At 70.6% G+C, this 25,299-nt stretch carries 32 protein-coding genes and 1 tRNA gene; 7 read left to right on the top strand and 26 right to left on the bottom strand.

Going from position 1 to position 25,299, the window contains the following annotated elements; translation table 11 throughout:
* Nucleotides 1–50: 50 nt before the first annotated feature.
* From ACIBTV_RS26730 to ACIBTV_RS26720, 3 genes are read right to left on the bottom strand one after another with little or no spacing between them, the layout of a single operon-like run.
* Nucleotides 51–1,430 carry a replicative DNA helicase gene (locus ACIBTV_RS26730; RefSeq protein WP_396709253.1) on the bottom strand — a complete coding sequence of 460 codons (1,380 nt, stop codon included), beginning with the start codon at nt 1,428–1,430 and terminating at the stop codon, nt 51–53.
* Complete coding sequence (locus ACIBTV_RS26725; RefSeq protein WP_396709251.1) at nt 1,430–2,146, bottom strand: ATP-binding protein; 717 nt, start codon at nt 2,144–2,146, stop codon at nt 1,430–1,432. Before ACIBTV_RS26725 ends, ACIBTV_RS26730 begins: the two co-directional genes overlap by 1 nt.
* 12 nt (nt 2,147–2,158) lie before the next feature.
* Nucleotides 2,159–3,121, bottom strand: coding sequence for a hypothetical protein (locus tag ACIBTV_RS26720; RefSeq protein WP_396709249.1), 963 nt, complete (start codon nt 3,119–3,121; stop codon nt 2,159–2,161).
* A gap of 189 nt (nt 3,122–3,310) precedes the next feature.
* On the opposite strand from ACIBTV_RS26720, the gene ACIBTV_RS26715 reads away from it, so the two are divergent.
* A complete protein-coding gene (locus tag ACIBTV_RS26715) occupies nt 3,311–3,742 on the top strand; it encodes a hypothetical protein (protein ID WP_396709247.1) in 432 nt (143 codons plus the stop codon).
* A 17-nt stretch (nt 3,743–3,759) separates the two neighbouring features.
* On the opposite strand, the gene ACIBTV_RS26710 is transcribed toward ACIBTV_RS26715, so the two are convergent.
* From ACIBTV_RS26710 to ACIBTV_RS26625, 18 genes are all read right to left on the bottom strand, one after another.
* Nucleotides 3,760–4,083 carry a hypothetical protein gene (locus ACIBTV_RS26710; RefSeq protein ID WP_396709246.1) on the bottom strand — a complete coding sequence of 108 codons (324 nt, stop codon included), beginning with the start codon at nt 4,081–4,083 and terminating at the stop codon, nt 3,760–3,762.
* 87 nt (nt 4,084–4,170) lie between these two features.
* Entirely contained in the window at nt 4,171–5,163 is a 993-nt protein-coding gene (locus ACIBTV_RS26705) for a hypothetical protein (protein WP_396709244.1), read from the bottom strand.
* Nucleotides 5,157–5,387, bottom strand: coding sequence for a hypothetical protein (locus ACIBTV_RS26700; protein WP_396709242.1), 231 nt, complete (start codon nt 5,385–5,387; stop codon nt 5,157–5,159). The genes ACIBTV_RS26705 and ACIBTV_RS26700 overlap by 7 nt, the downstream gene beginning before the upstream one ends.
* A 14-nt stretch (nt 5,388–5,401) precedes the next feature.
* Nucleotides 5,402–5,569: a hypothetical protein gene (locus ACIBTV_RS26695; RefSeq protein WP_396709241.1), complete on the bottom strand. Its 168-nt coding sequence runs from the start codon at nt 5,567–5,569 to the stop codon at nt 5,402–5,404.
* Nucleotides 5,566–5,742: a hypothetical protein gene (locus ACIBTV_RS26690; RefSeq protein WP_396709239.1), complete on the bottom strand. Its 177-nt coding sequence runs from the start codon at nt 5,740–5,742 to the stop codon at nt 5,566–5,568. The genes ACIBTV_RS26695 and ACIBTV_RS26690 overlap by 4 nt, the downstream gene beginning before the upstream one ends.
* 178 nt (nt 5,743–5,920) lie before the next feature.
* Entirely contained in the window at nt 5,921–6,748 is an 828-nt protein-coding gene (locus tag ACIBTV_RS26685) for a hypothetical protein (protein WP_396709237.1), read from the bottom strand.
* A gap of 25 nt (nt 6,749–6,773) precedes the next feature.
* Nucleotides 6,774–7,256, bottom strand: coding sequence for a single-stranded DNA-binding protein (locus ACIBTV_RS26680; RefSeq protein ID WP_396709235.1), 483 nt, complete (start codon nt 7,254–7,256; stop codon nt 6,774–6,776).
* Nucleotides 7,256–7,771: a hypothetical protein gene (locus tag ACIBTV_RS26675; protein WP_396709233.1), complete on the bottom strand. Its 516-nt coding sequence runs from the start codon at nt 7,769–7,771 to the stop codon at nt 7,256–7,258. Before ACIBTV_RS26675 ends, ACIBTV_RS26680 begins: the two co-directional genes overlap by 1 nt.
* Complete coding sequence (locus ACIBTV_RS26670; protein WP_396709231.1) at nt 7,768–8,148, bottom strand: hypothetical protein; 381 nt, start codon at nt 8,146–8,148, stop codon at nt 7,768–7,770. Before ACIBTV_RS26670 ends, ACIBTV_RS26675 begins: the two co-directional genes overlap by 4 nt.
* Complete coding sequence (locus tag ACIBTV_RS26665) at nt 8,145–8,381, bottom strand: hypothetical protein (protein WP_396709229.1); 237 nt, start codon at nt 8,379–8,381, stop codon at nt 8,145–8,147. The genes ACIBTV_RS26670 and ACIBTV_RS26665 overlap by 4 nt, the downstream gene beginning before the upstream one ends.
* Nucleotides 8,378–9,013, bottom strand: coding sequence for a hypothetical protein (locus ACIBTV_RS26660; RefSeq protein ID WP_396709227.1), 636 nt, complete (start codon nt 9,011–9,013; stop codon nt 8,378–8,380). Before ACIBTV_RS26660 ends, ACIBTV_RS26665 begins: the two co-directional genes overlap by 4 nt.
* Nucleotides 9,010–9,387, bottom strand: coding sequence for a VRR-NUC domain-containing protein (locus ACIBTV_RS26655; RefSeq protein ID WP_396709225.1), 378 nt, complete (start codon nt 9,385–9,387; stop codon nt 9,010–9,012). The genes ACIBTV_RS26660 and ACIBTV_RS26655 overlap by 4 nt, the downstream gene beginning before the upstream one ends.
* The gene (locus tag ACIBTV_RS26650; RefSeq protein ID WP_396709223.1) at nt 9,372–9,683 is read right to left on the bottom strand and encodes a hypothetical protein; all 312 of its coding nucleotides are present in this window, start codon (nt 9,681–9,683) and stop codon (nt 9,372–9,374) included. The genes ACIBTV_RS26655 and ACIBTV_RS26650 overlap by 16 nt, the downstream gene beginning before the upstream one ends.
* Nucleotides 9,680–9,979: a hypothetical protein gene (locus ACIBTV_RS26645; protein ID WP_396709221.1), complete on the bottom strand. Its 300-nt coding sequence runs from the start codon at nt 9,977–9,979 to the stop codon at nt 9,680–9,682. The genes ACIBTV_RS26650 and ACIBTV_RS26645 overlap by 4 nt, the downstream gene beginning before the upstream one ends.
* Nucleotides 9,976–10,614, bottom strand: coding sequence for a hypothetical protein (locus ACIBTV_RS26640; RefSeq protein WP_396709219.1), 639 nt, complete (start codon nt 10,612–10,614; stop codon nt 9,976–9,978). The genes ACIBTV_RS26645 and ACIBTV_RS26640 overlap by 4 nt, the downstream gene beginning before the upstream one ends.
* A complete protein-coding gene (locus tag ACIBTV_RS26635; protein WP_396709217.1) occupies nt 10,611–10,817 on the bottom strand; it encodes a hypothetical protein in 207 nt (68 codons plus the stop codon). The genes ACIBTV_RS26640 and ACIBTV_RS26635 overlap by 4 nt, the downstream gene beginning before the upstream one ends.
* Nucleotides 10,814–11,161 (bottom strand): hypothetical protein, encoded by a 348-nt coding sequence (locus ACIBTV_RS26630; RefSeq protein ID WP_396709216.1) that lies wholly within the window; start codon nt 11,159–11,161, stop codon nt 10,814–10,816. The genes ACIBTV_RS26635 and ACIBTV_RS26630 overlap by 4 nt, the downstream gene beginning before the upstream one ends.
* 276 nt (nt 11,162–11,437) lie before the next feature.
* Entirely contained in the window at nt 11,438–11,935 is a 498-nt protein-coding gene (locus ACIBTV_RS26625) for a helix-turn-helix domain-containing protein (protein WP_396709214.1), read from the bottom strand.
* 169 nt (nt 11,936–12,104) lie between these two features.
* Between ACIBTV_RS26625 and ACIBTV_RS26620 the strand changes: the two genes are divergently transcribed.
* Nucleotides 12,105–12,566, top strand: a complete 462-nt coding sequence (locus tag ACIBTV_RS26620; protein ID WP_396709212.1) for a helix-turn-helix domain-containing protein — start codon at nt 12,105–12,107, stop codon at nt 12,564–12,566.
* A gap of 52 nt (nt 12,567–12,618) precedes the next feature.
* Here ACIBTV_RS26620 and ACIBTV_RS26615 read toward each other — a convergent pair whose 3' ends face one another.
* Entirely contained in the window at nt 12,619–14,067 is a 1,449-nt protein-coding gene (locus ACIBTV_RS26615; protein WP_396709210.1) for a tyrosine-type recombinase/integrase, read from the bottom strand.
* An 81-nt stretch (nt 14,068–14,148) separates the two neighbouring features.
* On the opposite strand from ACIBTV_RS26615, the gene ACIBTV_RS26610 reads away from it, so the two are divergent.
* Nucleotides 14,149–14,228: transfer RNA gene (locus ACIBTV_RS26610), tRNA-Arg, on the top strand.
* A 633-nt stretch (nt 14,229–14,861) separates the two neighbouring features.
* Here ACIBTV_RS26610 and ACIBTV_RS26605 read toward each other — a convergent pair.
* Entirely contained in the window at nt 14,862–15,275 is a 414-nt protein-coding gene (locus ACIBTV_RS26605) for a hypothetical protein (protein ID WP_396709208.1), read from the bottom strand.
* Nucleotides 15,276–15,504: 229 nt separating this feature from the next.
* Between ACIBTV_RS26605 and ACIBTV_RS26600 the strand changes: the two genes are divergently transcribed.
* The gene (locus ACIBTV_RS26600; protein WP_396709206.1) at nt 15,505–16,122 is read left to right on the top strand and encodes a hypothetical protein; all 618 of its coding nucleotides are present in this window, start codon (nt 15,505–15,507) and stop codon (nt 16,120–16,122) included.
* Nucleotides 16,123–16,374: 252 nt separating this feature from the next.
* Here the strand turns inward: ACIBTV_RS26600 and ACIBTV_RS26595 are convergent, their stop codons facing one another.
* Nucleotides 16,375–17,484 (bottom strand): serine hydrolase domain-containing protein, encoded by a 1,110-nt coding sequence (locus ACIBTV_RS26595; protein ID WP_396709204.1) that lies wholly within the window; start codon nt 17,482–17,484, stop codon nt 16,375–16,377.
* 411 nt (nt 17,485–17,895) lie between these two features.
* Between ACIBTV_RS26595 and ACIBTV_RS26590 the strand changes: the two genes are divergently transcribed.
* Entirely contained in the window at nt 17,896–18,888 is a 993-nt protein-coding gene (locus ACIBTV_RS26590; protein WP_396709202.1) for a DUF1996 domain-containing protein, read from the top strand.
* 23 nt (nt 18,889–18,911) lie between these two features.
* Here the strand turns inward: ACIBTV_RS26590 and ACIBTV_RS26585 are convergent, their stop codons facing one another.
* Entirely contained in the window at nt 18,912–19,355 is a 444-nt protein-coding gene (locus tag ACIBTV_RS26585; RefSeq protein WP_396709201.1) for a DUF4333 domain-containing protein, read from the bottom strand.
* Between the two features lie 17 nt (nt 19,356–19,372).
* Complete coding sequence (locus ACIBTV_RS26580) at nt 19,373–20,071, bottom strand: hypothetical protein (RefSeq protein WP_396709199.1); 699 nt, start codon at nt 20,069–20,071, stop codon at nt 19,373–19,375.
* Between the two features lie 232 nt (nt 20,072–20,303).
* Here ACIBTV_RS26580 and ACIBTV_RS26575 point away from each other — a divergent pair, with 232 nt between their 5' ends.
* Complete coding sequence (locus ACIBTV_RS26575) at nt 20,304–20,600, top strand: WXG100 family type VII secretion target (RefSeq protein WP_091594056.1); 297 nt, start codon at nt 20,304–20,306, stop codon at nt 20,598–20,600.
* A 91-nt stretch (nt 20,601–20,691) separates the two neighbouring features.
* On the top strand, nt 20,692–25,068 hold the full coding sequence (locus tag ACIBTV_RS26570) for an FtsK/SpoIIIE domain-containing protein (RefSeq protein ID WP_396709197.1): 4,377 nt from the start codon (nt 20,692–20,694) through the stop codon (nt 25,066–25,068).
* Nucleotides 25,069–25,299: the final 231 nt, after the last annotated feature.

Raw genomic sequence — 25,299 nt, 5'->3', positions numbered from 1 at the left:
CCATCCGCTGGTCGCGGAAGCTGAAGGGGCGGCCCGGGCCGCCGGCGGGGTCAGATGATGGCCATGTCCACGAACCGGGACAGGTGCAGCTGGGCGGCGACGGTGATCGTGTCGGTGGGTCCGCCGCGGTGCTTGGCGATGATGAAGTCCGCCTCCCCCGCTCGGGGCGACTCCTTGTCGTAGTAATCGGGCCGATAGATGAGGATCACGATGTCGGCATCCTGTTCGACACTGCCGCTTTCGCGAAGGTCGGACAGCACGGGGATCTTCTCGGTGCGCTGCTCCGGGCCCCGGTTGAGCTGGGCAAGGAGGATGACCGTGACGCCCCACTTCTTGGCGAACAGCTTCATCGCCCGAGAGATTGAGGCGACGTCCTCCTGCCGCGACCGGCTCGGGCTGGCCACCTCGATGAGCTGGAGGTAGTCGAAGACGACCACCTTCGGCTTGATCCCCATCGCTTCCAGCCGGTACATCTGCGCGTCTGCGTGGGCCATGGTGATGCTCGGCGTGTCGTCGATGAACAGCGGCGCCTCGCCGGTGTCGCCGATGTACCGGGCAATCTTGGTCCAGTCGTCGTCGGTGAGGCCGCCCTGGCGGATGGCGTGCAGCGGAACCCGGGAGCCGGCGGACATCATCCGCATGCCGCACTCGACGGCGGACATCTCCAGGCTGAAGATGACGGCCGGCACGCCGACGCGCATCGCGGCGTGTTGGGCGATGTTGAGCCCGAGGACCGTCTTTCCGCTGCCGGGGCGACCGGCTACCACCGCGACCTGACCGGGCTGGAGGTGGTTGAGCAGCCGGTCCAGGTCGGAAAACCCGGTCGGAATACCGCCGGGGCCGACGCCCTTCTTGGCCTCGTCGCCGATCCGCTCAACCTCGTCCAGGACGTCTTTCGCGAGGTCCTCCCACGTCATCCACGACGGCCGGGCGCTGCCGGTCTGGCCGAGCTTCTCCGCCGACTCGCGAATCAACTCCACCGTCCGCGCGACGTCGTCGAGCGGGGTGCTCGCGGCGAGTTGCATCGCCCGCACGGCGTGGGCGGCGGCCTCCCGCAGTTGGGCGGCGGCGAGGACCTGCCGGGCGAAGTGCGCTCCGTTGGCGGCGGTCGGCACCGACGCGATGCACTCCTGGAGGTACACGCCGTTGCGGGTCTGGTCGAGGGTGCGGCCGTTGAAGGTGCCAACCAGTTCCAGCGCGTTGATGTCCCCGCCGTTGGCCTTCAGCTTCAGCGCGGCGTCGAAGATCACCTGGTGAAGCGGCGTGTAGAAGTGCTCCCGGTTGAGGATTTCGGCGACCTCGTTGAGGGCCTGCTCGCTCTGCACGATCGCGCCGATCACCGCCCGCTCGGCGTGGTCAGCGCGGCGGGGGGTGTAGTCGGCGAACTGGCGGCTGTCGGCCAGGGCCGGCGGCGGGGCCAGGGTCTGCATCAGCGCCACTCCCCGATCGCCTCGCGCCGGTCCGGGCCGTCGACCACGACAATCACGCCCTCGTTCATCCGGGACGGCACCCGGTCGCCGAAGGCGTCGCGCAACCCGTCCTCGTTGAGGTTGGTCGTGAAGATCGTGGGCAGCCGCCGGACGTAGCGGTGGTTGACCAGGTGCAGGATCCCCTCGCGCCCGTAGTCGGTGAGGCTGCCGGCACCAATGTCGTCGAGCAGCAGCAGGTCGGCGACCTCGTAGATCTCCAGCGCGTACTCGTGGCTCTTGTCGGACTTTGGGCGCAGGGCGGCGCTCAGCTCGGGGTGGGTGACGATGCGCCAGCGGTACGGGCGATACGAGCCCGGGCGGCGGGCGGCGGCCATCGACAGGGCGCGGATCGCTCCGTACGCCTGGTGGGTCTTGCCACGGCCGGTGGCGCCCATCAGCGTCAGCCAGGGCAGCCGGTCCCCGGCGTCGGGGCCCTGCTCGATCAGCTCGGACACCCAGCGAGCCACCTCTGGGTGGTCGGGCTGGGCGTTGGCGAAGGTGCCGCGCATCTCGGCGGCGAGCACCGCCTCGGCCATCTCGCGTCGGGCCGCGGCCGGATCGTCCACCGTCCAGCCGGTCCCGAGGGGCGACTCGCCGGTGTCGGCGGCGGCCAGCGCGGCGAGGTCGATGCCTCGCCGGGCAGCCAGTTCCTGCATCCGCTGGTGCAGCGCGTTCATGGGGTCTCCAGTTCAGTCTTGCGGCTTGCTGCGTGCGTAGTAGCTGCTGGTGTCGCTGCGGTCGGGCGCCCTCCAGCCCGCTCCCTGCGACTGCTGGGCGTTGCCGCGCCCAGGGGTCTTCGGCTTGGTGGCCGCCAGCCGAAGGCGGTCGTACTTCTCGCGGAGGGTGGGCATCGACATGATGTTGGGCCGCCAGAAGGCACGGTCCGCGTCTTGCGCCGCCTCGGCGTCGCTGGGCTGGCACCAGTCGATGGCCCGCTTGACCTTGTCGACGGTGACCGCGATCGGCCGAGGCTCATCGAGGAGGAGCCGCGCCTCTCGCCGCCACGCGTTGGTGATCGTCGGCCGCTTGCTGCCGTTGGCCTCGATCTTGTCGGCGAGGTAGGTGCAGATCTCCTCGACGTCGTCGCGGTACGGCTCAGGCTTGCGGGTCCGGCTCTTCTTCGGCTTCTCCGCCGGCTCCTGTGGAGCCTCCTTCGGCGGCGCAGCCGACGAAGAAGTAGTTGGGTTTTGGTTGTGGTTAGAAGGCTTCACTTCGTGTCCCGATTCGGGACTAGTCCGGTCCCGATCCGGGACTAGTCCGGATTCGGGACTAGTCCCGTTCTGGGACTGGTCACCCGTGACCTGCTCGTCTTCAGCCGGTTCCGACTGGTCCCGATCTGGGACTAGTCCCGAATCGGGACCAGTCGGGAGGGTGAGCAGGTAGTCATTCGTCTCCTTGTCCCCCCACGCCGCCTGAACTGTCGGCGCGCACTTCTTGATGAACTCGGCGTCCTCGCAGACCCGCACCCAGCGGATCAGGGTGGACCGCCCCATGCCGGTCATCTTCGCCAGGCCCTTGTAGCTGGGCTGGAACCGCGCCGGGATGATGCCGGTCGACGGGTCTGCCAGGGAACTCAAGGTCAGGCAGATGTGCCGGGCCGGCGCCGGGAGGCCCGACTCGCGGACTGCCCGGTTGTACTCAAGGACGTTCACGTGCTCGCCGGCCCTCCCTTCCGTTCTCTGCGACTGCCCGCCAACGCTGTCTCCTCGATGGCGCTTTGTCCGGTAAGAGCGAAAAATATTCCGATCCGTCCCGGCCCTTCCATTGCTTCAGGTACGTCGAGACGGTATCCTAGAGGACAGAGTTTGGCGAGTCTTGTAGGGATCTGTGAAGGGGTTCCGGTGGGTGTGATGACGGTGGAGCGGCGTGCTCACGCTGCGGCAGTACCGACGGGGTACGATCCGGCGGTGGATACGGTGCGGATCGCAGGCGCGAAGGAAACCCGCGTGTCCTTCGGCGACACCCTCGACCGCGTCGAGGCCGGTGAGCGGACCATCGTGATGCAGCGCAACACCGTTGCCTTCGTCCTGGTCTCCCTCCCGCTGTACGAACGGATTCAGGACGAGATCGGCGAGCCGCCCCGCTCCCAGCGCGACACCGTCAACGTCGCCCTGTTCCGCGGCGAGGCATGGACCCCGACCCTGAGCGCCATCGCCAGCGGAAAGCACATCACCGTGGTACGCAACAGCCGCCCCGCAGCCGTGGCGATGCCTCCGGCCCGCTACAGCGAATACCTGGTGAAGATCGGCGAGCCCGCGCTCGCCCTGGACTGACCCGGCCCGGTGCGGCGTCACGCCCCACCGCCGGGGATGACCTTCAGCTGGCTGTCCTGCACGACCCGGGGCTCGGCAAGAACGAGCGCCCGGGCCTTCGTCGTGTCCCGACGCACGTAGCCCCGATCCCGCAGCTGCCGCACGTGGTACAGCACGGCGGAGGGCTGCCGCAGGCCGACCGCGGCGCCGATCTCGGCGAGGCTCGGCGGGTAGCCCATCGCCAGGGTGTAGATCCGGATGACCGCAAGAATGTGGAGCTGGCGCCTGCTCAGTGGCGGCAGCACAGCGTTGTCCCAGTCGGCGCGTCCGTCGCGCACCGGGGCGAGGTGGTACTTGGTCATCGGGATGCCCTCGTTCAGGTTGTGCGGGTGGGTTGCGCGGCGCGGCCCGTCGTGGCAGGGGCCGCGCCGCGCGGTGGATCGGGTTGGCTACTTGCCGGCCGCGACGTTGACCTGGCCGCCCTCGACGCCGACGACGAGCGTGCAGTTCGGGTTGGAGGCGCACGCCTGAGCGGCCTGCAGCTGCAGCTTCGCCCGCTCCAGCTCCAGGTAGCCCGGGGTCTGGTTGGCCTGCGCGAGTAGCTGCGCTTCCTGGACCTTGGCCCGGGCGGCGATGAGGTCCGCCTCGGCCTTCTGCTTCGCCGCGAACACCGACGCCCGGGCCTCTGCGATCTTCCCGTCGGCGAAGTTGATGTCGGAGATGGCGATCCGGACCGGCGGGCAGTCCTTCTTCGTGCGGTCGAACGTCGGGCCGCAGAAGTAGTCGCCGCCGGTCTTGGCGCGCAGCTCCTCGTTGAAGCGGGTGCCGAGCTGCTGCTCGATCTCCTGCCAGATGCCGTTGGCGTTGGCGTCCAGGTCGTCGGCGGTGTACTTGCGCGTCAGCTCCCGCAGCACCTTCTCCTCCGCCGAGACGAGCGTGTTGGTCAGCATGTTGCGCCAGCCGTCGTCGCTGAACCCGGCGCTGTCGTTGGAGACGCCGTACCGCCGGCCGGTCTTCTCCCAGAACTGCACGACCGGGGAGTCCTTGCCGCCGTCGCAGTTGGTGTTGAGGTAGAACTCGGCGGTCGCGTACACCACGACCTCCGGGCCGGCCTGGCTGCCCTGGCCGGTCTTCGGGTCGGCCGGGACGGGCTTCGACGACGACTTGATCGGCTGGTCGGAGTCCCCGCCGGACGGGCGGATGTTCCAGGTACGCAGCGACGTCGGCAACGCGAAGATCTTGTCGTCGACCGGCTCCGGGCCCGCCGTGCCGGGCTCGATGCACTCCTTGAACGTGGTGTTCTCACCGGCGCCGGAGTTGTAGTAGAGGACGATCTGGTCGGACTCAGACCGGTAGGAGCAGCCGGCCAGAGCCACCGTGCCGGCCAGCGCGATGGCCAGGATGCCTGCCGTACGCCGCCGGCGGTGGGGATGGGTTACCACTTCGCGTGCCTCTCGTTGTAGGACTTCAGCCAGCGGACGACGCCGGCCTTGGACTCCTCGGACAGCAGGTCGACCTGGTCGAGGGTGGTGGGGTTGGCCATGCGGGCCATGAGCGACGCGGCGGTGTCGAGAAGCCGCTTGTCGGCGGCCGGCAGCTGGGGCCGCGGCCGGTTGAGCACGATGAGCACCAGCGCGACGACGGCGATGATGAGCGCGATGAACACAGGAACGAGGAACCTCACCGCCCACCCCCGAACAGGACGATCCAGATCAGGAGAGCGGTCAGCGTCGACATCAGGGTCGCGATGAGCCCGTCCTGCACCCAGCTCCACGGCCGCCGCCACCGGTAGATCGCGTAGACGATGTTGACGACGGCGATGATGAGCAGCGCGACGATCCCGATCATCGGCTGGTGTCCCAGAAGACGGCGATCAGCACGGCCACCGTTCCGGCAACCACCAGGTTGCTGGCGGCCTGCCCTGGCGTGATCGGCCGGCGTGCCTTGCCGATCGCGCCGACGATGATCAGCGAATTGATCGCGTACAGCGCGACGATCAGCCACTTCACCCAGAAGTCCACTACCAGCCACCCCCGCGTGCCGCGCGCGGCCGGACGGTGGCGGGCGCTTCCGAGGTGCGGATGGTGGGCGGTGTCGCCGTCTCGCCGCCCCCAGGCAGCAGCCAGCGGAGCGAACCCCGCCAGCCCGGCTGGTGCTTTGTGTCTCGCATGGGGATGCGTCCTTCTCCGTTGTAGTGGGTCAGGCCGCCGCCGCTGCGGCGTCCTGCGGCTTGTTGCGGCGCTGCCGGTCGAGCGCGCGGATGACCTGCAGGCCCTGTTGGTGGTCGTTCCACGCGCCCGGGTACCACTGCTCGGCCAGCGCGATCAGCGCAGCGCGGACCGGGCCCTCGTCGAGGTGGTTCGCCTCGTCGCAGAGGAAGTCGGCGTACATGCCGGCGTACTGCACCTCGGCGGCGTCGATGACGTGATGCGCGAGCGTGTTCGGCTTGGAGATCGCTGACGCGGTCAGGTCGTCGTAGACCAGCGAGACCGACCGGATCACCGTCGAGTAGGCGTGCAGCACTTGGGCGACCTTGTCCTGGTCGAGTCGGCCGCCGCGGCCGACCAGGTAGTCCCGCCAGATCTGGCGAAACTCGACCTCGTGGTCCGGGTGGTCCGTCCCGTACCAGGCGGCTGCCAGCCACACCGGCGGCGCGCCGACGGTCGGCCTCGGCTCCGGAGGCGCCTGCGCTTCCCACCGCCCCGCGATCTCGTGCAGGGTGGCGCGCAGCGCAGCGGCGTCGGGATCGTCGTCGGCGACGTGCGCGGCGTGCGCCCGCAGGTGCCCGGCGCGGACCAACGCGGCGATGCGGCCGGCGTGCGCGAGGATCACCTCAGGCTGCTCGTCCGGACGCTCGACACCGGTCAGCGCCCGGTACACCGACCTGGTCTCGGTGAGGATCCTGCGGAAGTCGTACAGCTCCCGTGCGACGAGCTCGTCGATGAGTTGCCCGGCGATGGTGACGTGCTGGCGCCAGAACCGGTCGTACTCGACCTGGTGCTCGGGGGCGACGGCGGGTGCGGTCATGGGGATGCCCTTCCTGCGGTAGGGGTCAGAACGGGGGTTCCTGGTCCTGGTTGGTGCCGCTGGACCCGATCGCCGGCTCGGAGGCGCTCGCCCACGGGTCGTTCGCGCCGCCGCTCACCGGGCCGCGGTCACCGCCGTTGGAGCGGGCCATCTTCTGCACCTTCGCCACGGCGTGCCGCAGACTCGGGCCGATCTCGTCGACCTCCAGCTCGATGACGGTGCGCTTTTCGCCCTCACGGGTCTCGTACGAGCGCTGCCGCAACCGGCCGACCGCGATGACGCGGCTTCCGCGCTGCAGAGACTCGGCGACGTGCTCGGCGGCCTGCCGCCACAGGGTGCAGTTCAGGAACAGCGGCTCGCCGTCCTTCCACTCGCCGGACGCGCGGTCCATGAACCGGGGGGTGGAGGCGATGCGGAACTTCGCCACGGCCGCCCCGTTGGGAGTGAAACGCAGCTCCGGATCGTCGGTGAGGTTGCCGATCACGGTGATCGTGGTGTCTCCGGCCATCAGGCGGCCTTCCTGCTAGTGGTGGATTCCTGGTGCTCGGCGAGGGCGCGGGCGAGCTTCTCGCCGGTCAGGCCAAGCTGGTACTGGATCTCGCGGACGCCGCGCGGGGTCAGCCGCAGCTGCTCCGCGATGTCCGCCCGGCGTACCCGGGCGAGAGTCAGCTCCCGGATCTGCTCGCGGAACATCGACGGCTTGTGGCGGATCCCCGCCTTCGCGCGGGCCTGCTGCCGCTTGCGTCGCTTGGCGCCGTCCGGGCACGCCGCCCGGCCGCACACACCGTTGCGGTAGCCCTTGCGGCGCGGCATCGGGTAGTGGCACTTCGGGCATCGGGCGAGAGCCACGCCCTTGTCGTCGTAGGCGATACCGGCGACGATCAGCCCAAGAGGCTCCAGCTGCGGTCCGCACTCGCCGGCCGCCGGCAGCGGGCACACCGCGCACAGCTCGAACGCACGCAGGTTGCCCGCGTTGAAGGTGTTCCAGTAGGTCGACGGCTGCCCCACGCACAGACCGATCACGTCGGGTCCTCCGCCGGGAGGCCGGCGCCGGAGCACCAGGTGTCGGCCAGCTGCAGGATGCCCGCGCGGATGATCGCCTCGCGGTGGGCGACGACGAGGCCGTGCTCGTCGACGTCGACGCTGCCGCCGCAGTGCGGGCACTCCCCTGTCAGCGGGATGATCAGCGCGGCGGCGGGTCCCTCACCGGCCAGGGCCGCCGCGAGGGCGACCCGGCACTCGTCGTGCACGAACGGGTCCGCCGGCCGCACGAACGGCACACACTCCAGCCGCGCGCCGCACAACCCCCGGTCAGGGGTGTCGGCGGTGACGTAGTGCATCGCCCCCTTGGGGGTGTAGCCGATCAGGCAGGCCAGCCGGGCCGCGTCCAGGTCGTTCACCGTGGCAAGCTCCAGTCGCAGGAGACGCCGCCGTTGCGGTCGTAGCCGTCCCAGACGATGCAGGTGATGGAGCGGTCGCCGACCTGGACGGTGGTGACCGAGAAGTCGCCTGTCTGGCGGGCATCGCCAGGCTGGACCGGCCCGGCCGGTTCGGCCGGGCTGGACTCCGCGGGCAGGGCGCACCCGCCCAGAAGGGCGAGCGCGGCCCCGGCCGCGATCAGATTTCGGGTCACGACAGGTCACCGCCGGTGGCGTCCGCGATGATCTCGGTCGCGGCCTTGCCGCTCACGCCGCGCGAGTACGACCGGGTGGCAGCGGTCAGCCCGGCGTAGCTGGCGCGGGTGGTCGTCGGGTCGTCGGCCAGGTCGACGCTCTGGCCCGCGGCGAAGCCAAGCCGACGGGACCGACCCCATGCCGCAGGGCCCGTGCCGAGGTAGATGCAGGACCACTTCCCACTGGCCTCCCGGTCGCCGATCATCTGGCGGATGGCGTCCCCGGTGTGCTCCCGCGAGGCGTTCTCCATCCCGTCGGTCTGCACGACCAGCAGCACCCGCTCGCTGTCGTCGAGCGCGGCCACGCGGGCCTCGAAGTCGGTGATGGTCTTGCCGATCGCGTCGAGCAGCGCGGTGTTGCCACCCGGCCGGTAGTTCTCCTCGTCCAGGCGCGGCGCCTTCGCGGCCTTCACCGCCGTGCACAGCAGCTGGTAGCCGTGGTTGAACACTGCCGACGTGACCCGGTACTTCACCCCGTCGTCCTGGACGAGCCCGTCGAGGTACGCGTTGTAACCGCCCCGCACGTCACCGGCGAGGGGGTACATCGACCCGGACATGTCGGTGACGAGCAGGACGTGAGTGGTGGGCTTCATGCCGCCTCCAGCAGTTTGATCGTGGTCTCGCAGGTCGGGCAGGTGACCGTCTTCGCCCGCGGTGGGCGGGCCAGCTTGCGCAGCTCTTCGTCGATCCGGCCGGAGTGCAGGTCCGCCGGGCGCCACAGCAGCCACCGAACGCCGGGTGCTGCCTCCAGCCCCTCCTGCCACTTCTTCTGTTCCGGGGAGAGCCGGCCGACCTCGGACTTCAGCTCGACGAAGAGCACCCCGCCCGGGCCGACGATCACCAGGTCGGGAAAGCCGGGCTGCGAGCGGCGCGAGTCGTGGGTGTGGTACGCCAGCAACCGCCGGCTCACGCAGAGCTTCAGTACGTTGCTCTGCAGGTACGCCTCGGGCTTCACGTGTCCGCGCATTCGATTTCGGCGCGGGCCCGGACCAGCCACGCTTCCCCGGCTTCGGTGAGCTTCCAATCCGCCGGCAGGTTCTGCGTGGGCCGGTCCGCCAGCCCCGCAGCGGCGAACGCGTCGGCCAGCTTCTTGCACCGCAGGAACGACGGCCGGGCGAGGTTGTTGTTCCCGCCGATGCGCCGCCGCCGCGTCTCCGACCCGGTGCCGCGCGGCCATTCGCTGACGCACCCGAGGCTGATGGCCTTGGCGAACACCATCCGCTCCCGGTTGAACGGCAGTTCCGGCTCGGCCACCGCCGTCACGCCAGCGTTCCCGGGTCGACCTTCTCCAGCCCGAGCTTCCGCAGCGCGATCAGGTTCAGCGCCCGCACCTGCTCGCGGGCACCCCTCTCCGCCTCGACGCCATCCGCGCACACGATCAGCCGCTTCATGCCGCTCGCGGCGGCGCGAGGGAACTGCACGTCGGCCACGAGCCGCCAGCGGGCCGCGCCGTTGGTGTCGGCCAGGTGCACCCACCAGCCGCTGCGCACGTCACGCGCGTCGCGGTCCCGTCCGGCCTCCGGCCCGGGCTGGGCCACCGTCGTCTGCTCGCTGCTCACTGCACCGTTCCGTTCTTGTTGCCGCTGTTGCTGCTGGATCCCCACCGGCTCGCGGCAGACTGGTTCATTCCGACGCGCGCCTGACCTGGGCGGAACCGTCGGTCGGTGGCGAAGCGCACCGGCCTGGCGAGCTGGTTGAGGGTCTGGCGCAGAGCACCGCCACGCGGTCTCGGGTGCACCTGGGCCGGTGCGTCCACGACCGGGCGGATCACCTGCGTCGGCGCGTCGTCCTGCGGGGCCTGCTGGGCGGTTGCGCGCTTGGCCCAGTTGACGTCCTCGAGACCGGCCGCCGCGGCCAGCGCCTGGGCGGCCCGCTCGACGAACATCGCGATCTGCAACTGCGCCGTGCGCTCCACGCCGGCCGGCAGGGCGTCGATCTCGGCCATCGCGGCGTCGTACTGGCGGCGCAGCGTGGCGATGGCGTCGAGCGCCGGCCTGGCGGTCGCGTTCACTGCCCGCCACTCATCGGCTTTGTCCAGCCGCCACCGGATCTGGTCCCACGTCTCGACGTCGCCCGTGGGCAGGAACCACCGTTGCGGGGAGTCGCCGTTCCACGAGTCGTCGCGCTCGATGAGCATGACCACGTCTCGGGCGGTACGGAGGCGCAGCACGGTGCCGTGGGGGAACTCGATCACTGTCCACTTCCTTCCCTGGCCGAAGAGCGGCAGCAGGTGAGGCACTCGGCCGGGTGCGCCGGGGGAATTCCGTCCACCCGCACCGGCACGCCGAGGCCGGCTTCCAAGGCGGGACGGAAGTCCTCGGCCGCCTGGGCGTCGTCGGCGATGCCGTACCGCTTCTCCTGCCCGTCGACGACCGCGAGCAGGGCGTACCGCGTCACGACCCGCTCCCGGTGGGGGCCGGGAAGACCACGGTCCGCCGCATACGGGTCGTCCACCCGTGGGCGGAGCCGGTGTGCGAGCAGCGGCGGTTGTCTCCGCCGCAGCTGTCGCAGAGGTTGCCGTCCAGGGACAGCCGAAGCTCGTACGCGCAGCGCGCGTTGCCGACCGTGATCCCGTCGACGTGCACCGGCCCCTCGGGCACGCCGGGCATGTTGACCGCCGAGTGCCCGCCGATCGGCTGACCGCAGCCCGGTGCGCCGCACGGGTCGTCCGCGTGCGCCTGCACCCGATCGTCGGCCGGGTTGACGCTTGCGCCGGGGCGGGTAGTCTGCTGGATGGTCACGCGGCCTGCTCTCTCTCCAGTCGGGCGGTGTCGTGGTGGCCGAGGAGAGGCGCCTACCGTTGCCGCGGTGGCGCCTTTCTCCGTTCGCGGCCTACTGGGGGCGCCGGCCTTCGCGGTGGCCGGCGCCCCCTTCCCCCCGCCCCCCGGGAATGTCTGCTTCGGTTCGGGCCGGCGTCGTCGACGCGACGCCGGCCCCAACCGGATCGGTGACGGCCGTAGCGTCGACCGTCCTGCCGCCACACGGCGTGACGTTGGTGGTGGGCTCGGCGGTGGTCATCACGCCCGCCGGGCCGAGGAGTTGCGCTGCCGTCCCTGCTGGCGGGCGACCCGGGCGCGGACGGCTGCGAGGTCGTCGTCCGTCTTCGTGGCGACGGTGTTGCCCGAGAGGAACGCGCTGCGCATGGCGCGGTTCAGGTAACGCGTCTTGCCGACCTTGATGTGGGTGATGCCCTTCGCTCGGGCGGTCTCGTCGAGCACCCGCTTGGAGATGCCGGTCTTGGCGGCGAACTCCTGGAAGGTCATCAGGTCGAGGTCGGGCTCTTCGGTGCTGAGCGCCACGTCGTCGCCTCCGTCTTCCCGTTCCACCGTGCAGCTGCTGACCAGGGCGACGAGGGTTTCGCGGGGCACCCGCTTGGCGCCGTCGCGTCCCGGTCCGTCGACCCGAACGACCCGGAGGAGGTGCGTCTCGATGACCCGCCGGAGCGTCCAGCGGGAGCAGCGCAGGAGCGCGCAGGCTTCCTGGATCGTCAGCTCGCGCCTGGTGATGTCCGGCAAAACGCCCTCGCCCTGTATCGCGTCGTAACGTCTGTAGCGAGCAGTACCGTACACGTCGTTACAACACATTACAAGATCTAGCGTGACCAGGCCGCTTAAAGATCCACTAAGCTAAATTTAAGCGGGTCTCGCTATGTGTTGTAACGTGCTCTGTGCTACAAATCATCGCGTGACAGAACGACGCGGCGCCGCCTACCAGCTCTGGCTGAGGGTCGAGGAATACCTCAGCAACAACATCGAGGTCACCAAGACTGAGCTGGCTCGACGCACTCGTCTGTCCCGACCAACCATCGACCGACTCCGAGACGGCCGCCGACCGCCCGAGCGTGCGACCGTCCGGGCCATCGCCGACGCGATCGACCTGGACTACGACGAGGCACTCCAACTGGCCGGCTACCCGGGACCCGTCATCGACGGCGTCGACGTGCGGCGGGTGATCCTGTCCGACCCCATGCTGGAGCCAGAGCAGGCGCAGGCGCTGCTGCAGGCGTACGCGGCCTTCCAAGCCCTGAACGCCCAGACGCGCGGGCAGCAGCCGAACGCAGCCACCGGCCAGGGCTACGGTCACGACGTCGCCGGCGAGCCCCGCCAGCCCCTCCCCGACGACGCGGAGCGCCGCCAGGCCGGCTGACCTGACGACGCTCCGCGTCGCATTGCACCCCGGCCCGCCCGCCGGGGCGCTGTCACTTCCGCTTTGCCTTCACTCGCTGGAGCGCCTCCCGCACCGTCTCGTCTGACGTCTGCAGCCGGTGCCCGTAGGTCTCGTCCGTGACGCGCGTCGACGAGTGGCCCAGCAACCGAGAAATCACCAGCTGGGGCACCCCCTCGTCGAACATCCAGCTTGCGAAGCTGTGTCGCAGCAGGTGCGGTCCGTACGGCTCGCCGTCCAGCCTCACAACCTCCGGGCAGTCGCAGGTCGATACGGCAGACGGATCCGGACCTTGATGACCGGTGCACCGCGTGAAGCCCGTCGGCACCCGGGCCCCGCAAGGCGTGCCCTTGTCGGTACGGCCCCCGAAATCGCCACAGCGGCCGGACGCGCCCGCGACATGCTCCTCGCGCCGCGGCGGAGGATGCTCCGGGCACCGCTGCACGCCGACGAGCGCCGGCACCCAGACCCGGTTCCAGAAGTTCGAATAGTGGAGGCGGTCGCCGTTCTGCCCCGGGAACACCAGGTCGGTTTTCCCCTTGCCCTTGGTCGCCTCGGCCAGCCGAACGTACAGCTCCTCGTCGATCGGAACCGTCCGCTTGCGGCGACCCTTCGTCACGCCGATGAACGCCTCGTCACCCTTACCGGTGCGCTTCCATGCCTGCCAGATGCGAACGCTCGCCTCGGAGCGCTCGGGGACTGGCGCGATGAGATGCCCGACGGTCAGAGCGGTTGCCTCCGACCAGCGGGCACCGGTCTCGACGAAAAAATCGAGCAGCAGGTGCCAACGCGGGTGGAAAGCAGCCCGCACCCGCTCGTACTCGTCGCGGGTGAGGTACTTCTCGCGCCGTTCCTCCCCGACGTCGTCGTCCTCCTTCTGGTCTCGGACGAAGTCAGTCTCGACACAGGGGTTGCGCGGAATGAGCCCCTGCTTCAGCGCAGCCTTCAGCGTCTGCGACAGCAGGGTGAACTCGCGGGTGATCGTCGTGTTGCGCACGCCGGCCTCGCGACGCTTGTTGATCCACTTCCCAACATCAACCGCGGTGATCAGATCGATCGGCTTGTCCCCGAGAGTCGGGGCGATATGATCGCGGAACTGCTGGGCGTACCCGGCACGCGTCCCCTGCGTGATTCGAGTCTTCGAAGGAAGGAACTCCTCGAACCACTGCGAGAGGGTGAGCGCACCCGATGAATGGTCGTCAGATGGTCCGAGGATCGCCTCGTAGACCTGCGCCGCCGTCCACTCGTGATGGTGTCCCTCGGCGATGTCCCTCGCTCGGAGGGCCAACTCCTCGCTCGGCCACGTGGTCGACTGAACCGGGGCCTTGCCGCTGGAATCCCGTACCAACTTCCCGTCGCGTCCCTTGCGGCGCCAGTTGACTCGCCAGCTGTCCCCGCGCTTCTCGATGCCCGCCACCCGCTCGCCTGCCCCCTTCACTCCGGCACCACCCATGGGTGCACCCAGATCCTCCAACGCGTGCACCCATGGGTGCATCCCTGCGGAGGGAAGGGCAGTCTAGCGTCACGTTCCGTAGAGATTGCTACATAGTAGATCCGGACAAATGCGCTCAGATGCAGGTGGGGGCAACCCCCCTTCTCCGACTACGGATCAGAAGGTTAGGGGTTCGAGTCCCTTCGGGCGCACAGCACAGGGAGAAGCCCCCGACCAGCCGAAACGGCAGGGTCGGGGGTTTCTTCGTATCCGTCAAGGTCAGCGTCTGGACGCTCGTGGGAGCCACGCTGGGAGCCACGGTGCCCTCACTGCCCGAACAGTGCACGGGACATGGCCTCCGCAGCCGAGTGGCGGTCGCCCTCCATCAGGTGCCCGTACACGTCGGGCACCATGCTCGGGATCGAAGGCGAACACGCGGGGTTTCGGTGGCACGACGAGCCCTTCGGTGACGACTAGCTCGCTCGCCTCGGGGTCTCCCAGCGGTGAGTTGGACGGGCCATCCATGGGCGACAAGGCCGCGCCGTCGGGGTTTCTCCCCGTCGAGGTTGGGGCGATCGGCTGCCGCGCAGCGGAGCTGCTTGCCCCCGGACTGTCGTGGACCCGCACCCGCGGTTCGATGACGACGAGGACCAGGGCGTGACTCATCCCCCGGATGTCCGACTCTCTACGCCCGGCGTCAAGGGCGCTGTGCGTCGGCACGCCGATGGCCTACGGCGACCCTTGACCCCGACCGACCGGCGCAGTCTTTGGCATCTTTCCGGGGGATGGGGGCAGATTGGCGGCCACCGACCGTAGGGGCCGGCTGACGACGCCCTCAGTCCGCACTAGTTTGCCGGCAGTGGGTCGAGCCGCCACCGCAGTTCCCTCGCGGCCAGGTACATGTGGGAGTGCTGCAGCATGTCAGCAGGTGTCCGAATCTCACCTGTGGGGTCGAGGTCTAGGTGCAAGAGGCCAGCGTCGTCCTGCACGACCTGGGGCTGATCGAGCATGACCCAGGAGAAGGTGTTGATGTCAACGATCTTGCGGTGGACCAAGCCTCTCAGCTCGATCGAAAGCTGCACCCAGCCGGGCTCGGTCGCGTGCCGAACGTCGACGACTACGGAAGCGGATTGCGTGGCATCGGGTCCGTACGTTGACCTCAACGTCAGCTCCCGGACGCATCCATCGCCGCAGTCCACCACCGAGAGAAGGGCGGGCATGGTCTCCGGCGTCAGCTCACGCCAACCCTGCTCCGCCACGTCCGAAGCCTACGACCTTCGCAAAGCAGTGATCCAGCCGGACGTTCGGCCGTGCCATCCACACGTGCGAGTAGCCGGTACCCCAGGCTGTCGCCAGGGGGCACGAACGGTCATGCGCTTCCTACCTCGACCTGGCCCACCAGGTCCGGAGCGGTCGTGATCTTCGTCCCTCCAAACTGACGCTCGCACGGACAGCGGTGTCGGGAAGCGGTGCCTACCCTCGGCGGCCATGGGAGTAATCAAGCCGTGGCACCTGTTCGTCCTGACGCGCCGGGCGAGTGTCGGTCTAACCCTCGCGGGCCTGCTAATGGCGAGCGGCTGTTCACAACCCGCCGATAACGTGGAGCGGAAGGCGGATGGGCGGTCGGCGTCGCCTTCACCGACCATGGCCATGCGTCTCGACAAGCCGGAGAAGTTCCTGAGCGGCTGGCCCGAATCGACTAGCCGGACGTTGCGCGAACATGCCCAGCAGAACATGGGCGGCTTCAAAGAACTTCTCGACGGCGAGCCGACTAGCGCGGTCGCCACGGCATACACCACTGCGGATGAGCGGTACACCGCCCTTGTCAGCGGAGTGTCCGGAAAGGTGACGGATCCGAAGGCAACCCTCGACAGGCTTTTCGCGGCCCTGCCGAGACTGTCCGGTGTTAAGCCCACCCGGCCGGGGCCAATGGGCGGCGATGCCCGCTGCGGCAAGGGTGAAACCCAGGGCGTCAACGTCGAGGTCTGTGCGTGGGCGGACCACCACAGCGTCGGCATGGTGACCTTCCTCGGTCTCCCATCCAGCGGCAGCGCGGACGATATGTTCGTGCAGGCGCGTTCCCAGCTGGAGCACCCGGTCACCTGAGGACTCGGCCGTTGATCCGGATTAGGCCCGATGGCTGACAGTAGCGATTGCCACCAACAGCCTCGGACGATGTGGCACGGATACCGGCCGGCATCGGCCGCGCCTGGCCGGCCGGCCACGCTCACGAGTTGCAACTTCCGCTTGCGGTCCTTGGCGCTCCTGTCAATCAGCCCAGGCCAGCGTTACCGGCGTCGCCGGGTGGCAAGCTAACGGGCATCTGGAGTAGGTGGTTGGCGTCCGGTCTCTCGTCCGTCACCAGTCAGTACGGGCGGGAATGGTCGGGATGGCGGCCGAGACCTCGGTGATCAAGTGGCGGACCTCGTCGCCCCAGTGCGAGGCGATGACCAGGTCTCGGGCGGGGTCGATCCAGAGCAGGTGGCGGCCACCGTTACCGCGCGCGCATCGACCGCTGGCCGGCGCGTCGGGCTGTACCCGCTGGGAGTCGTTGCGCCACCAGAGGTAGCCGTAGTCGGGGTTCAGGTCGCAGGGACTCCAGGCGCGGTCGATCCACTCTTCGCTGAGCAGCCGCCGTCCGCGCCACTCGCCCCGGCACCGGTACAGCTCACCGAGCAGAGCCAGGTCCCTCGCGGAGATCCACAGGCCACCGCCCCAGTGCGCCCCGCCGCTGACCACCGGCGTGGGCGTTCCGTCGATGTCGATGACCGAATCGGTGTAGCCGTGCCAGGACCAGGACGAGGAGGCGCCCAGTGGTTCGAGCACGTCCTCTCGGAGCACGTCAGGCAGCGGTCGACGGAACAGCGCCGTCAAGGCCAGGCAGAGCAGGTTCACCCGTACGTCGTTGTAGGCCCACCCGGTGCCGGGCGCTCCCTCGCGCTCGAAGCCCTCCCGGCGGCTCTGCGCGTCCACCCCCGTCGGCTTCCCCCACAGCTCACCGTTCCACCCGCTGGTCTGTTGCAACAGGTGCTGCCACGTGATGCCCTCGACTGCGAGGCTGTCGATCAGCGGATGGCGGACAGTCGCCGACACCAGCGCATCCGGGGCGAGCAGTCCTCGGTCGAAGGCGACACCCGCCACGGTCGCGACGACGCTCTTGGTGCCGCTGAACAGCATCTCCGGGGCTGCCGCGTCGCCCCATTCGGCGACCACTCGACCTCGATGCCGCACGACACCGCTCGCACCGGTGCCGGCCAGCAGGGGACCGGTGACCTCCCGATGCGACTCGTCCGCTACCTGCTGAGCGAGGTAGGCGGCGATGTCGCCGATGCCGGAGGTCACCCGCTGGGCCTGCCGGCGGGCAGCGGCTTGGATCGCGGTCAGGTCGCAGTGTGTTTCGCCCCCGTCGCCCCCGAACCCGGGGCCAGGCGGTAGGAGCTGATCGGAGGAATCCTCATCGACGCTCATGCCCCGACCCTAGGGCTGACCACACTCGGCCGTGTTCCCGTCCACAGCGATCTGGAGCACAGGCGACCTGGCTGTGGCGGGGCGACGGGACCAGCGCAGAGGGAGCTGGCAGCGTGCCCGGTCATGACGCACCGTGAGCGCTACGATCACTGGGCGTGTTGGCGGGGTCGCCGACGGCTCGCCGATCGCGTGTACCGCCCTGGTGCGCGATCAGGTCGACCGCTACCTCCCCGGAGAACCGCCGGCGGATCGTGTGGATCGCTGAACGGCGCGGGTTTATGCCCGTTGTCACCAATCGTGGGGGCAGATCACATCTCCCAACGGGCGACAGCATGCCTCCCTGCGCCCGACCTAGGCTCGTGGGACGTGGGGCGACGGGAGTGTGAGAACGTGCCGCATGACGGTGCTGCGGTGAGTGGGCGCGGGACGGCGTGGCGCCGGGCCGTCACCGCGACAGTCGCACTGGAGTTGCTGCTCGTCCTGCTCGGCTGCGGCGTGGCCCGGCAGGTCGACGCCGGCGCCGGGACCCCACCGACGGCGACCGAGCTTCTCGGCTCCGACTTCGTCGACATCAACGCCGTCCCGTCCGGCCCGCCCGCGCCCGCCTCGGTGCCCGGCGCGGCGACCGGCACCTACACCTGGGACTGCGGTCGCAACGAGAACGGCCACCGCAACACCGCGAACATCGTGATGGCGCCCGGCTTCCCCGGGCAGCCGCATCACGTGCACGACTACGTCGGCAACGTCTCCACCGCCGTCGGCTCGACGCCGCAGACCCTCGCGGCAGCGGGAACGACCTGCCACAACGGTGACCGGTCGACGTACTTCTGGCCGGTGCTCCGCACGATCGGGTCCGCCGGCAGCAGGGACCACGCCGGCCACGACGGCGAGATCCAGGTGCCGGTCGACGTGACGCTGACCTTCTCCGGCAATCCCCGGGGCAACGTCGTGCCGATGCCGCGCCAGCTCGCCGGCACGGTCGGTGACGCCGTGGCCGTCACCAGCGGCGGCCAGAACGCGGCCGCTACCTGGACCTGCTCCAGCACGCCGGAGCGGCGGACCACGTCGTACCCCCGGTGCCCGGCCGGCGACCAGATGCAGCGGATCTTCGACTTCCCGAGCTGTTGGGACGGCCGGCAGGTGGACAGCGAGAGCCACCGGGAGCACCTCCGCTTCCCCTCCAACGACGGCTCCTGCCCCCGCAACACCTTCCCGGTGCCGCGGCTGCGGCTGGCCCTCGCGTACGACATTCCGTCGGATGCCCCGTTCCAGATCGACGCCTTCGAAGGTCAGCGCAACAGCCCGCTGACCGATCACGCGTTCTTCGTCAACCTGATGCCGGAGCCGCTGATGGCGAAGGTCGTGGACTGCCTCAACAGCGGGCGGGCCTGCCAGGACGACTGACCTGGACGGCCGGCCGCCGCGCCTCACTGCGGACGACCCACCTCGAACCGACCGTCGGAGGAGAGCACCGTGACGGTGACCGTCTTCGGTGCGCCGGCGACCTGGGCGGAGCAGGAGAAGCGGCTGCCCACCGTGACCGACCGACCCGGCGGGCAGGCGACGAGGTCCGCGTCGAGCTGGTAGTCGTCGCGCAGCACCGACAGCACCCCCTGCTGCAGCGTCGCCGTGTCGAAGACCTTTTTGTTGAGGAACCCGGGCCAGGCCAGCCCGAGTACGGCCACCAGCGCGACCACGAGCACGACCGGGCCGGCCACGGCGACCGCGAGCTTCGGGGAGACGCGCCGGCGACGCTCGGCGGGAGCGCTCGGCTCCGTCGCGGCCGGTCTCCACTGCGGCGGTGGTGCCGGTGCCCAACGAGGGGCGGGCGCCGGGGAGCCGCCGTCGGCTCCCCCGTACGAGTTGGTCATCGTCGTCTCCTTCGGGCTCAGCGGGCGGCGGCCGTGGTGGGCTCGGTGATCACCTCGGGCAGGGACGTGGTGCGTCCACCGGTCGGGCTGATCGCGAACCAGGTCCCACCGACTCCCTGGCCGTTGATGTCGCCGGGCTTGGTGTCCTTGGCGAACAGGTAGACGGGCCAGCCGCCGATGGTCACCTGGCAGGTGCCGTCGGCCCGCTCCACGTAACCGACCAGCTTCGGGTTGATCCCGCTCGGGTAGATCTGGCCCGGTGACTTCACGAGCAGCGGTGGCCACGCCTTCGCGCAGTCACCGTTGCAGTTCGACTTCGACGGCTTGGCCGTGTCCTTGTCGAACCGGTACAGCGTCCGGCCCTGCCCGTCGGCGACGTACGTGCCGATGTCGGCGGACGCGGTCCCGTTCAACTGGATGACGTTGCTGCCCCGCCCCGTGTCGGGCGCGGTCGGGAGCGGGACGTCGGACGGGCCACTGTAGATCCGTACGCGACCCTGGGTCTTCGCCACCGTCGGCGCCGCGACCGGGGTGGCGGGAGCGTCGATCACCTCCGGCGCCGCCTCGGCCGTCGGGCTCGACGTGGTCGGCACCGCTGCGGGTGACGCCGCCGTTGCCGGCGCGGCCGACCCGGTCGCCTGCTCACTACATGCGGCCAGGGCCGCGACGCCGGCCAACGCGATCGCGGTCCGGGCGACCCGGCTGTGCAACAGCATCTCTGCTCCACCTCGTCTTCGGCGACCACGCCCGTGCGCGCGGTCCGGCACCCACACGGCGCAGCCGGCGAAGTGGTTCACCGGCGAGGTCGGACGAGTCCTCCGTCACGAAGTCGAACTCTCCGCTGAACCGTTCCGGGCCGCGGTCCGTGTGGGTGGCGGCAACGGCGGAAGGCGGCCCAGGAACGACCGCCTCACAGGGCCGGAGACCGACGACACGAGGGAGCGGAACGTGGCCACCTACCACATCGTCAGCGAGGACATTCAGGAAGCCTCGACCTGGCTGAAGCAGAACATGCAGACGCTGCTGGACGGGATGACACAGGCCAAGAGCAAGATCGACACCCTGATCCAGGGTGGCTACAACACCCCGGCCGCCCAGCAGAAGTTCGGCCCGTACTTCGACGAGTACAAGGGCAGCGTCGACCAGACGCTGAACGGCATGGAAGGCATCAGCCAGTACCTCACGCAGGTCAGCGACGCCTTCACCGACACGGACAACCAGACCGGGGCCAGCCTCGGCCGCTGAACGACCGGACAGGCCCCGGGGCCGCGTGGTGAGCGAATCACCACGCGGCCCCAGCCGTTTTTCCGACGGACCATCCGACCAGGAGAACCTCGTGCGCCTGCAGCTCACCGTTGCGGATCCGTCCACCGCCGTCATCGAATACCAGGTCGACGCGGCCCCTGACACCACCGTCGGGGAACTCGCCGAGGCGCTCGCCGCGCGTCGGCCGGAGCCCCCGGCCACCCCGCCGACGATCTTCGTCGCCGGGGCGCCGCTGGACCCACGACTCACCCTCGCCGAAGCCCCGCTGCGCCGGGGCACGGTGCTCGGCCTGGACCGTCCCGTGCCCGAGACGCCCGCGCAACCGCCGGGGCTGGTCGAGGTGCGGGTGGTCAGCGGCACCGACGCCGGGGCGGTCCACCAGCTCGACCTGGGTGAGCACAGCATCGGCACCGCGAGCACCAGCCGGGTCCGCCTCACCGACGCCTCCCTCGAACCCGTCGTGGCGTCGGTCCGGGTCGCCCCGGACGGCGCGTGCCGGGTGCGACCGGCCCGCTCCGGCCTCCTGCTCGACCGGGTCGAGCTCGACGACGAACAGGTGTGGGCCCCCGGAGCGCAGCTCGCCGTCGGCTCGTCCCTTCTGGAGTTGCGCCTCCCGGTCCGGGCGGAGGCCGCACTGCAGATCTCCGAGGACCGCACCGGCCTGGACTACAACCGTCCGCCCCGGCTGCTCCCGGAGGCCCGCACCACGCAGTTCACGCTGCCCACGCCGCCGGCGCCACCGGAGCGGCGACCGCTGGTGCTGGTCACGGTGCTGGCCCCGCTGGTGGTGTCCGGGGCCGCGTTCCTCATCACCCGCAACCCGCTGACCCTGCTCTTCGCCGTCCTCTCGCCGGTGGCGCTGATCGCCGGCCAGATCGGTGCCCGACGCCAGGGAAAGGTCAGCTACCGCACCCGGCTCGCCGAGTACGAGGCGAAGCGGGAACGGATCAACGCCGAGGCGCAGGAGGCGCTGACCGCCGAGCGGCTGGCCCGGCGGGACAACTTTCCCGACCCCGCCGCGGTACGACTGATCGCGGTGGGACCGGAGCGCCGCCTCTGGGAACGGCGCCGCACCGACCCCGACTTCCTCGAACTGCGGGCCGGCAGCGCCGACCTCCCGTCCGAGGTGGTGCTCCGGGACCCCAGCCAGGACGAACACCGCCGGGAGATCCGGTGGAGCGCGCTGGACGTGCCGGCGACCGTGCCGGTGCGCAAGCACGGTGTGGTGGGCATCGCCGGTGACGCCGTCGCCCGGGTGACGGCCCGCTGGATGGTCGCGCAGGCGGCCACCCTGCACAGCCCCGAGGACCTCCAGATCTACCTGCTCGCCGGGGCCGGCGACGAGGAGGGCTGGTCGTGGGTCGGCTGGCTGCCGCACGCGGCGCCGCGCGACGGCCAGGACACCCTCGCCACCGTCGGCACCGACACCCAGACCGTGGCCCGGCGCGTGGCCGAACTGGTCGCCGTGATCTCGGCCCGCGCCGCCGAGCGGACCGACGGGGCGTTCCGCGACATCCTCGTGGTGCTCGACGGGGCACGCCGACTGCGTTCCCTGCCCGGCGTGACGCAGATCCTGCGGGAGGGGCCCGCCGTCGGGGTGTACGCGATCTGCGTCGACGCCGAGGAGAAGTTGCTGCCGGAGGAGTGCCAGGCCGTCGTCGCCGAGCAGACCGACGGGTCGCTGCTGGTGACCCGTACGCTCGCCGCGCCGATCCCCGGCGTCCACCCGGACCTGCTCCCCACGGAGTGGCTGCGTACGGTGTCCCGCGCGCTCGCCCCGCTGCGCGACACCGGTGGCGCGGACGACGGCGCCGTCCTGCCGGACGCGAGTCGGCTGCTCGACGTGCTCGGGATGGAGCCGCCGGAGCCGGACGCGGTCGCGGCCCGGTGGACCACCGGGGGCCGGACCACCGAGGCGGTGCTGGGTGTCTCGCTGGACGGGCCGTTCGCCCTGGACCTCAAGCGGGACGGGCCACACGCCCTGGTCGCCGGCACCACCGGATCGGGCAAGTCCGAGCTGTTGCAGACCCTGGTCGCCTCGCTCGCCGTCGCCAACCGGCCGGACGCGATGACGTTCGTGCTGGTGGACTACAAGGGCGGCAGCGCGTTCAAGGACTGCGTCCGGCTGCCGCACACCGTCGGCATGGTCACCGACCTCGACACCCACCTGGTGGGTCGGGCGCTGACCTCGCTCACGGCGGAGCTGCGGCGGCGGGAGCACATCCTCGCCGAGGCAGGGGCGAAGGACATCGACGACTACGTCGACCTGCTGCGCCGCGAACCGACCCGGACCCCGATGCCGCGACTGCTGATCGTGATCGACGAGTTCGCGTCGATGATCCGCGACCTGCCGGACTTCGTGACCGGTCTGGTCAACATCGCCCAGCGGGGTCGGTCGCTCGGCATCCACCTGGTGCTGGCCACCCAGCGTCCGGGCGGCGTGGTGTCACCCGAGATCCGGGCGAACACCAACCTGCGGATCGCGCTCCGGGTGACCGACACCAGCGAGAGTCAGGACGTGCTGAACGCCCCCGACGCCGCCTCGATCCTGAAGTCGACGCCGGGTCGGGCCTTCGTACGCCTCGCCCAGTCGTCGCTGGTGCCGTTCCAGGCCGGGCGGGTCGGTGGTTTTCGCCCGGGAGCCCGCACCGACGTCCGGCAGGCGCCCTGGCTCACGCCCGTCTCCTGGACGGACCTCGGCCGGCCGGTGCCCACCCGCCCCGGTGTGAAGGCCGAACCCTCCGCCGAGCTCACCGATCTCGCCGTGCTGGTGGAGGCCGTGCGGGGCGCCAGCGCGCAGCTCGCCATCGCGCCGCAGCACAGCCCGTGGCTGCCGGCGCTGCCGGACTCGCTGACCGTCGACGCGCTGCCCGCGCCGCGCGGCAGCGGCTACCACCTGGCCCCGGTGGCGTACGGCCTGGTCGACCTGCCCGCCCAGCAGGAGCAGGCGCCGCTGGAGCTGGACCTGGGGACGCTGGGGCACCTGCACATCATCGGTTCGTCGCGCAGCGGCCGGTCCCAGGCGCTGCGGACGATCGCCGGCACGGTGGCCCGCGTCCACTCGACCGCCGACGTCCACCTCTACGGCGTCGACTGCGGCAACGGGGCCCTGCTCGCCCTCGCCGAGCTGCCGCACTGCGGTGCGGTCGTGCAGCGTACGGAGGCCGAGCGGCTCGGTCGCCTCTTCGCCCGACTCGTCGCGGAGCTGGGACGCCGTCAGCAGCTGCTCGCCTCCACCGGCTCGGCCGGGCTGGTGGAGTACCGGGCCGGCGTGGCCGGGGCCGACCGACCGCCGCACATCCTTGTGCTGCTCGACCGTTTCGAGGTCTTCGACAAGACGTTCGCCGACTACGACAACGGCAACGTCATGACGGCCCTGATGACCCTGCTGCGTGAGGGTGCAGGAGCCGGGATCCACGTGGTGATGGCCGGCGACCGGAGCATGTTCACCACCCGGATCTCGTCGACGACGGACGACAAACTGGTGCTCCGACTGACTGAACGCAGCGACTACAGCATGGTCGGCATCAACTACCGGCAACTGCCGGACGAGATCGGCACGGGCCGGGCGATCCGGGCGGTCGACAGCGCGGAGGCGCAGATCGCCCTGCTCACGGAGGACAGCTCCGGTCAGGGGCAGGCCCGGGCGATAGCCGCGATCGCCGAGGCGGCGCGGCGCCGGGACGTCGGCGTCGACGCCGCCGCCCGCCCGTTCCGGATCGACGTGCTGCCGGACGAGCTGACCCTGGCGCAGGCGAGCGGCCTGGCGCGGCCGAGCGCTCCACTCTGGACGATGCTGGGCGTCGGCGGTGACGAGCTGGCGGCGATCGGCCCGGACCTCGGGATCAACCCCACCTTCATCCTGGCCGGACCGCCCCGCTCGGGGCGGAGCACGACCCTGCTGACGATGGTCGCCGGTCTGCTGGAGAAGGGAACGCCCGTGGTGATCGCGGCACCCCGCCGGTCGCCGCTGCGGGAGCTGGCCGGGCTGCCCGGGGTGCTCGACCTGGTGACGAGCGAGAACTTCACCTCCGCCGGGCTCGCGGCGGCCCTCGACGGACGCGACGGACCCGCCGTGGTCGTCCTGGACGACGCCGAGCAGCTGCTCAAGTGCGACGCCGGCAGCGATCTCGGTGACATCGCCCGGGTCGGGACGGAGAAGGGCCTCGGGTTGATCATCGCGGGCTCGATCGACGGCCTCTCCAGCGGCTTCGGCGGCTGGCACGTCGACGCCCGCCGGAACCGGCAGGGCGCGCTGCTCAGCCCGCAGGGCCTCGGCGACGGTGAGCTGATCGGCGCGAAGCTGTCCCGCGGTCAGCTCGGCGGCGGGCGGCCGGGCCGGGTGCTGGCCCACTTCGGCGACGGCAAGCTGCATCTGGTGCAGGTGCCCCGGTCCGAGCCGGCCGTACTGCGGGAGCTGCTGGGCGCAGCAGGCGACGCCGAGTAGAAAGCGACGGCGACGACGTCCGGCCCCGGCGGGGGCCGGACCCGGCTGTGCGGGACGGTCGTGCCGGGGCCCGGCACGACCGGTCCGTCGGCGAAGCCGGGTGCGGAAATGCCGTCGGGGGGGGCCCCCCCCCCGGGGCCCCCCCCCCCGGGGGGGGGGCCCCCCCCCGGGGCCCCCCCCCCCCCCGCGCCGCCGGCGGCCGGCGCCGCCGGGCCCCCCCCCACAACGGAA

It is taken from the genome of Micromonospora sp. NPDC049366 (genome assembly GCF_044466625.1).
Classification (GTDB): domain Bacteria; phylum Actinomycetota; class Actinomycetes; order Mycobacteriales; family Micromonosporaceae; genus Micromonospora.
The sequence above is the reverse complement of the archived record's forward strand: the minus strand, read 5'-3'. Positions and strand labels throughout refer to the sequence as shown.

Excerpts from the sequence above, each read along its gene's own strand:
- ACIBTV_RS26695 (WP_396709241.1), bottom strand. The coding sequence starts at position 5,569 with ATGATCGGGATCGTCGCGCTGCTCATCATCGCCGTCGTCAACATCGTC.
- ACIBTV_RS26730 (WP_396709253.1), bottom strand. The coding sequence starts at position 1,430 with ATGCAGACCCTGGCCCCGCCGCCGGCCCTGGCCGACAGCCGCCAGTTC.
- ACIBTV_RS26725 (WP_396709251.1), bottom strand. The coding sequence starts at position 2,146 with ATGAACGCGCTGCACCAGCGGATGCAGGAACTGGCTGCCCGGCGAGGC.
- ACIBTV_RS26680 (WP_396709235.1), bottom strand. The coding sequence starts at position 7,256 with ATGGCCGGAGACACCACGATCACCGTGATCGGCAACCTCACCGACGAT.
- ACIBTV_RS26585 (WP_396709201.1), bottom strand. The coding sequence starts at position 19,355 with ATGACCAACTCGTACGGGGGAGCCGACGGCGGCTCCCCGGCGCCCGCC.
- ACIBTV_RS26600 (WP_396709206.1), top strand. The coding sequence starts at position 15,505 with ATGGGAGTAATCAAGCCGTGGCACCTGTTCGTCCTGACGCGCCGGGCG.
- ACIBTV_RS26685 (WP_396709237.1), bottom strand. The coding sequence starts at position 6,748 with ATGACCGCACCCGCCGTCGCCCCCGAGCACCAGGTCGAGTACGACCGG.
- ACIBTV_RS26580 (WP_396709199.1), bottom strand. The coding sequence starts at position 20,071 with ATGCTGTTGCACAGCCGGGTCGCCCGGACCGCGATCGCGTTGGCCGGC.
- ACIBTV_RS26595 (WP_396709204.1), bottom strand. The coding sequence starts at position 17,484 with ATGAGCGTCGATGAGGATTCCTCCGATCAGCTCCTACCGCCTGGCCCC.
- ACIBTV_RS26655 (WP_396709225.1), bottom strand. The coding sequence starts at position 9,387 with ATGCGCGGACACGTGAAGCCCGAGGCGTACCTGCAGAGCAACGTACTG.
- ACIBTV_RS26710 (WP_396709246.1), bottom strand. The coding sequence starts at position 4,083 with ATGACCAAGTACCACCTCGCCCCGGTGCGCGACGGACGCGCCGACTGG.
- ACIBTV_RS26660 (WP_396709227.1), bottom strand. The coding sequence starts at position 9,013 with ATGAAGCCCACCACTCACGTCCTGCTCGTCACCGACATGTCCGGGTCG.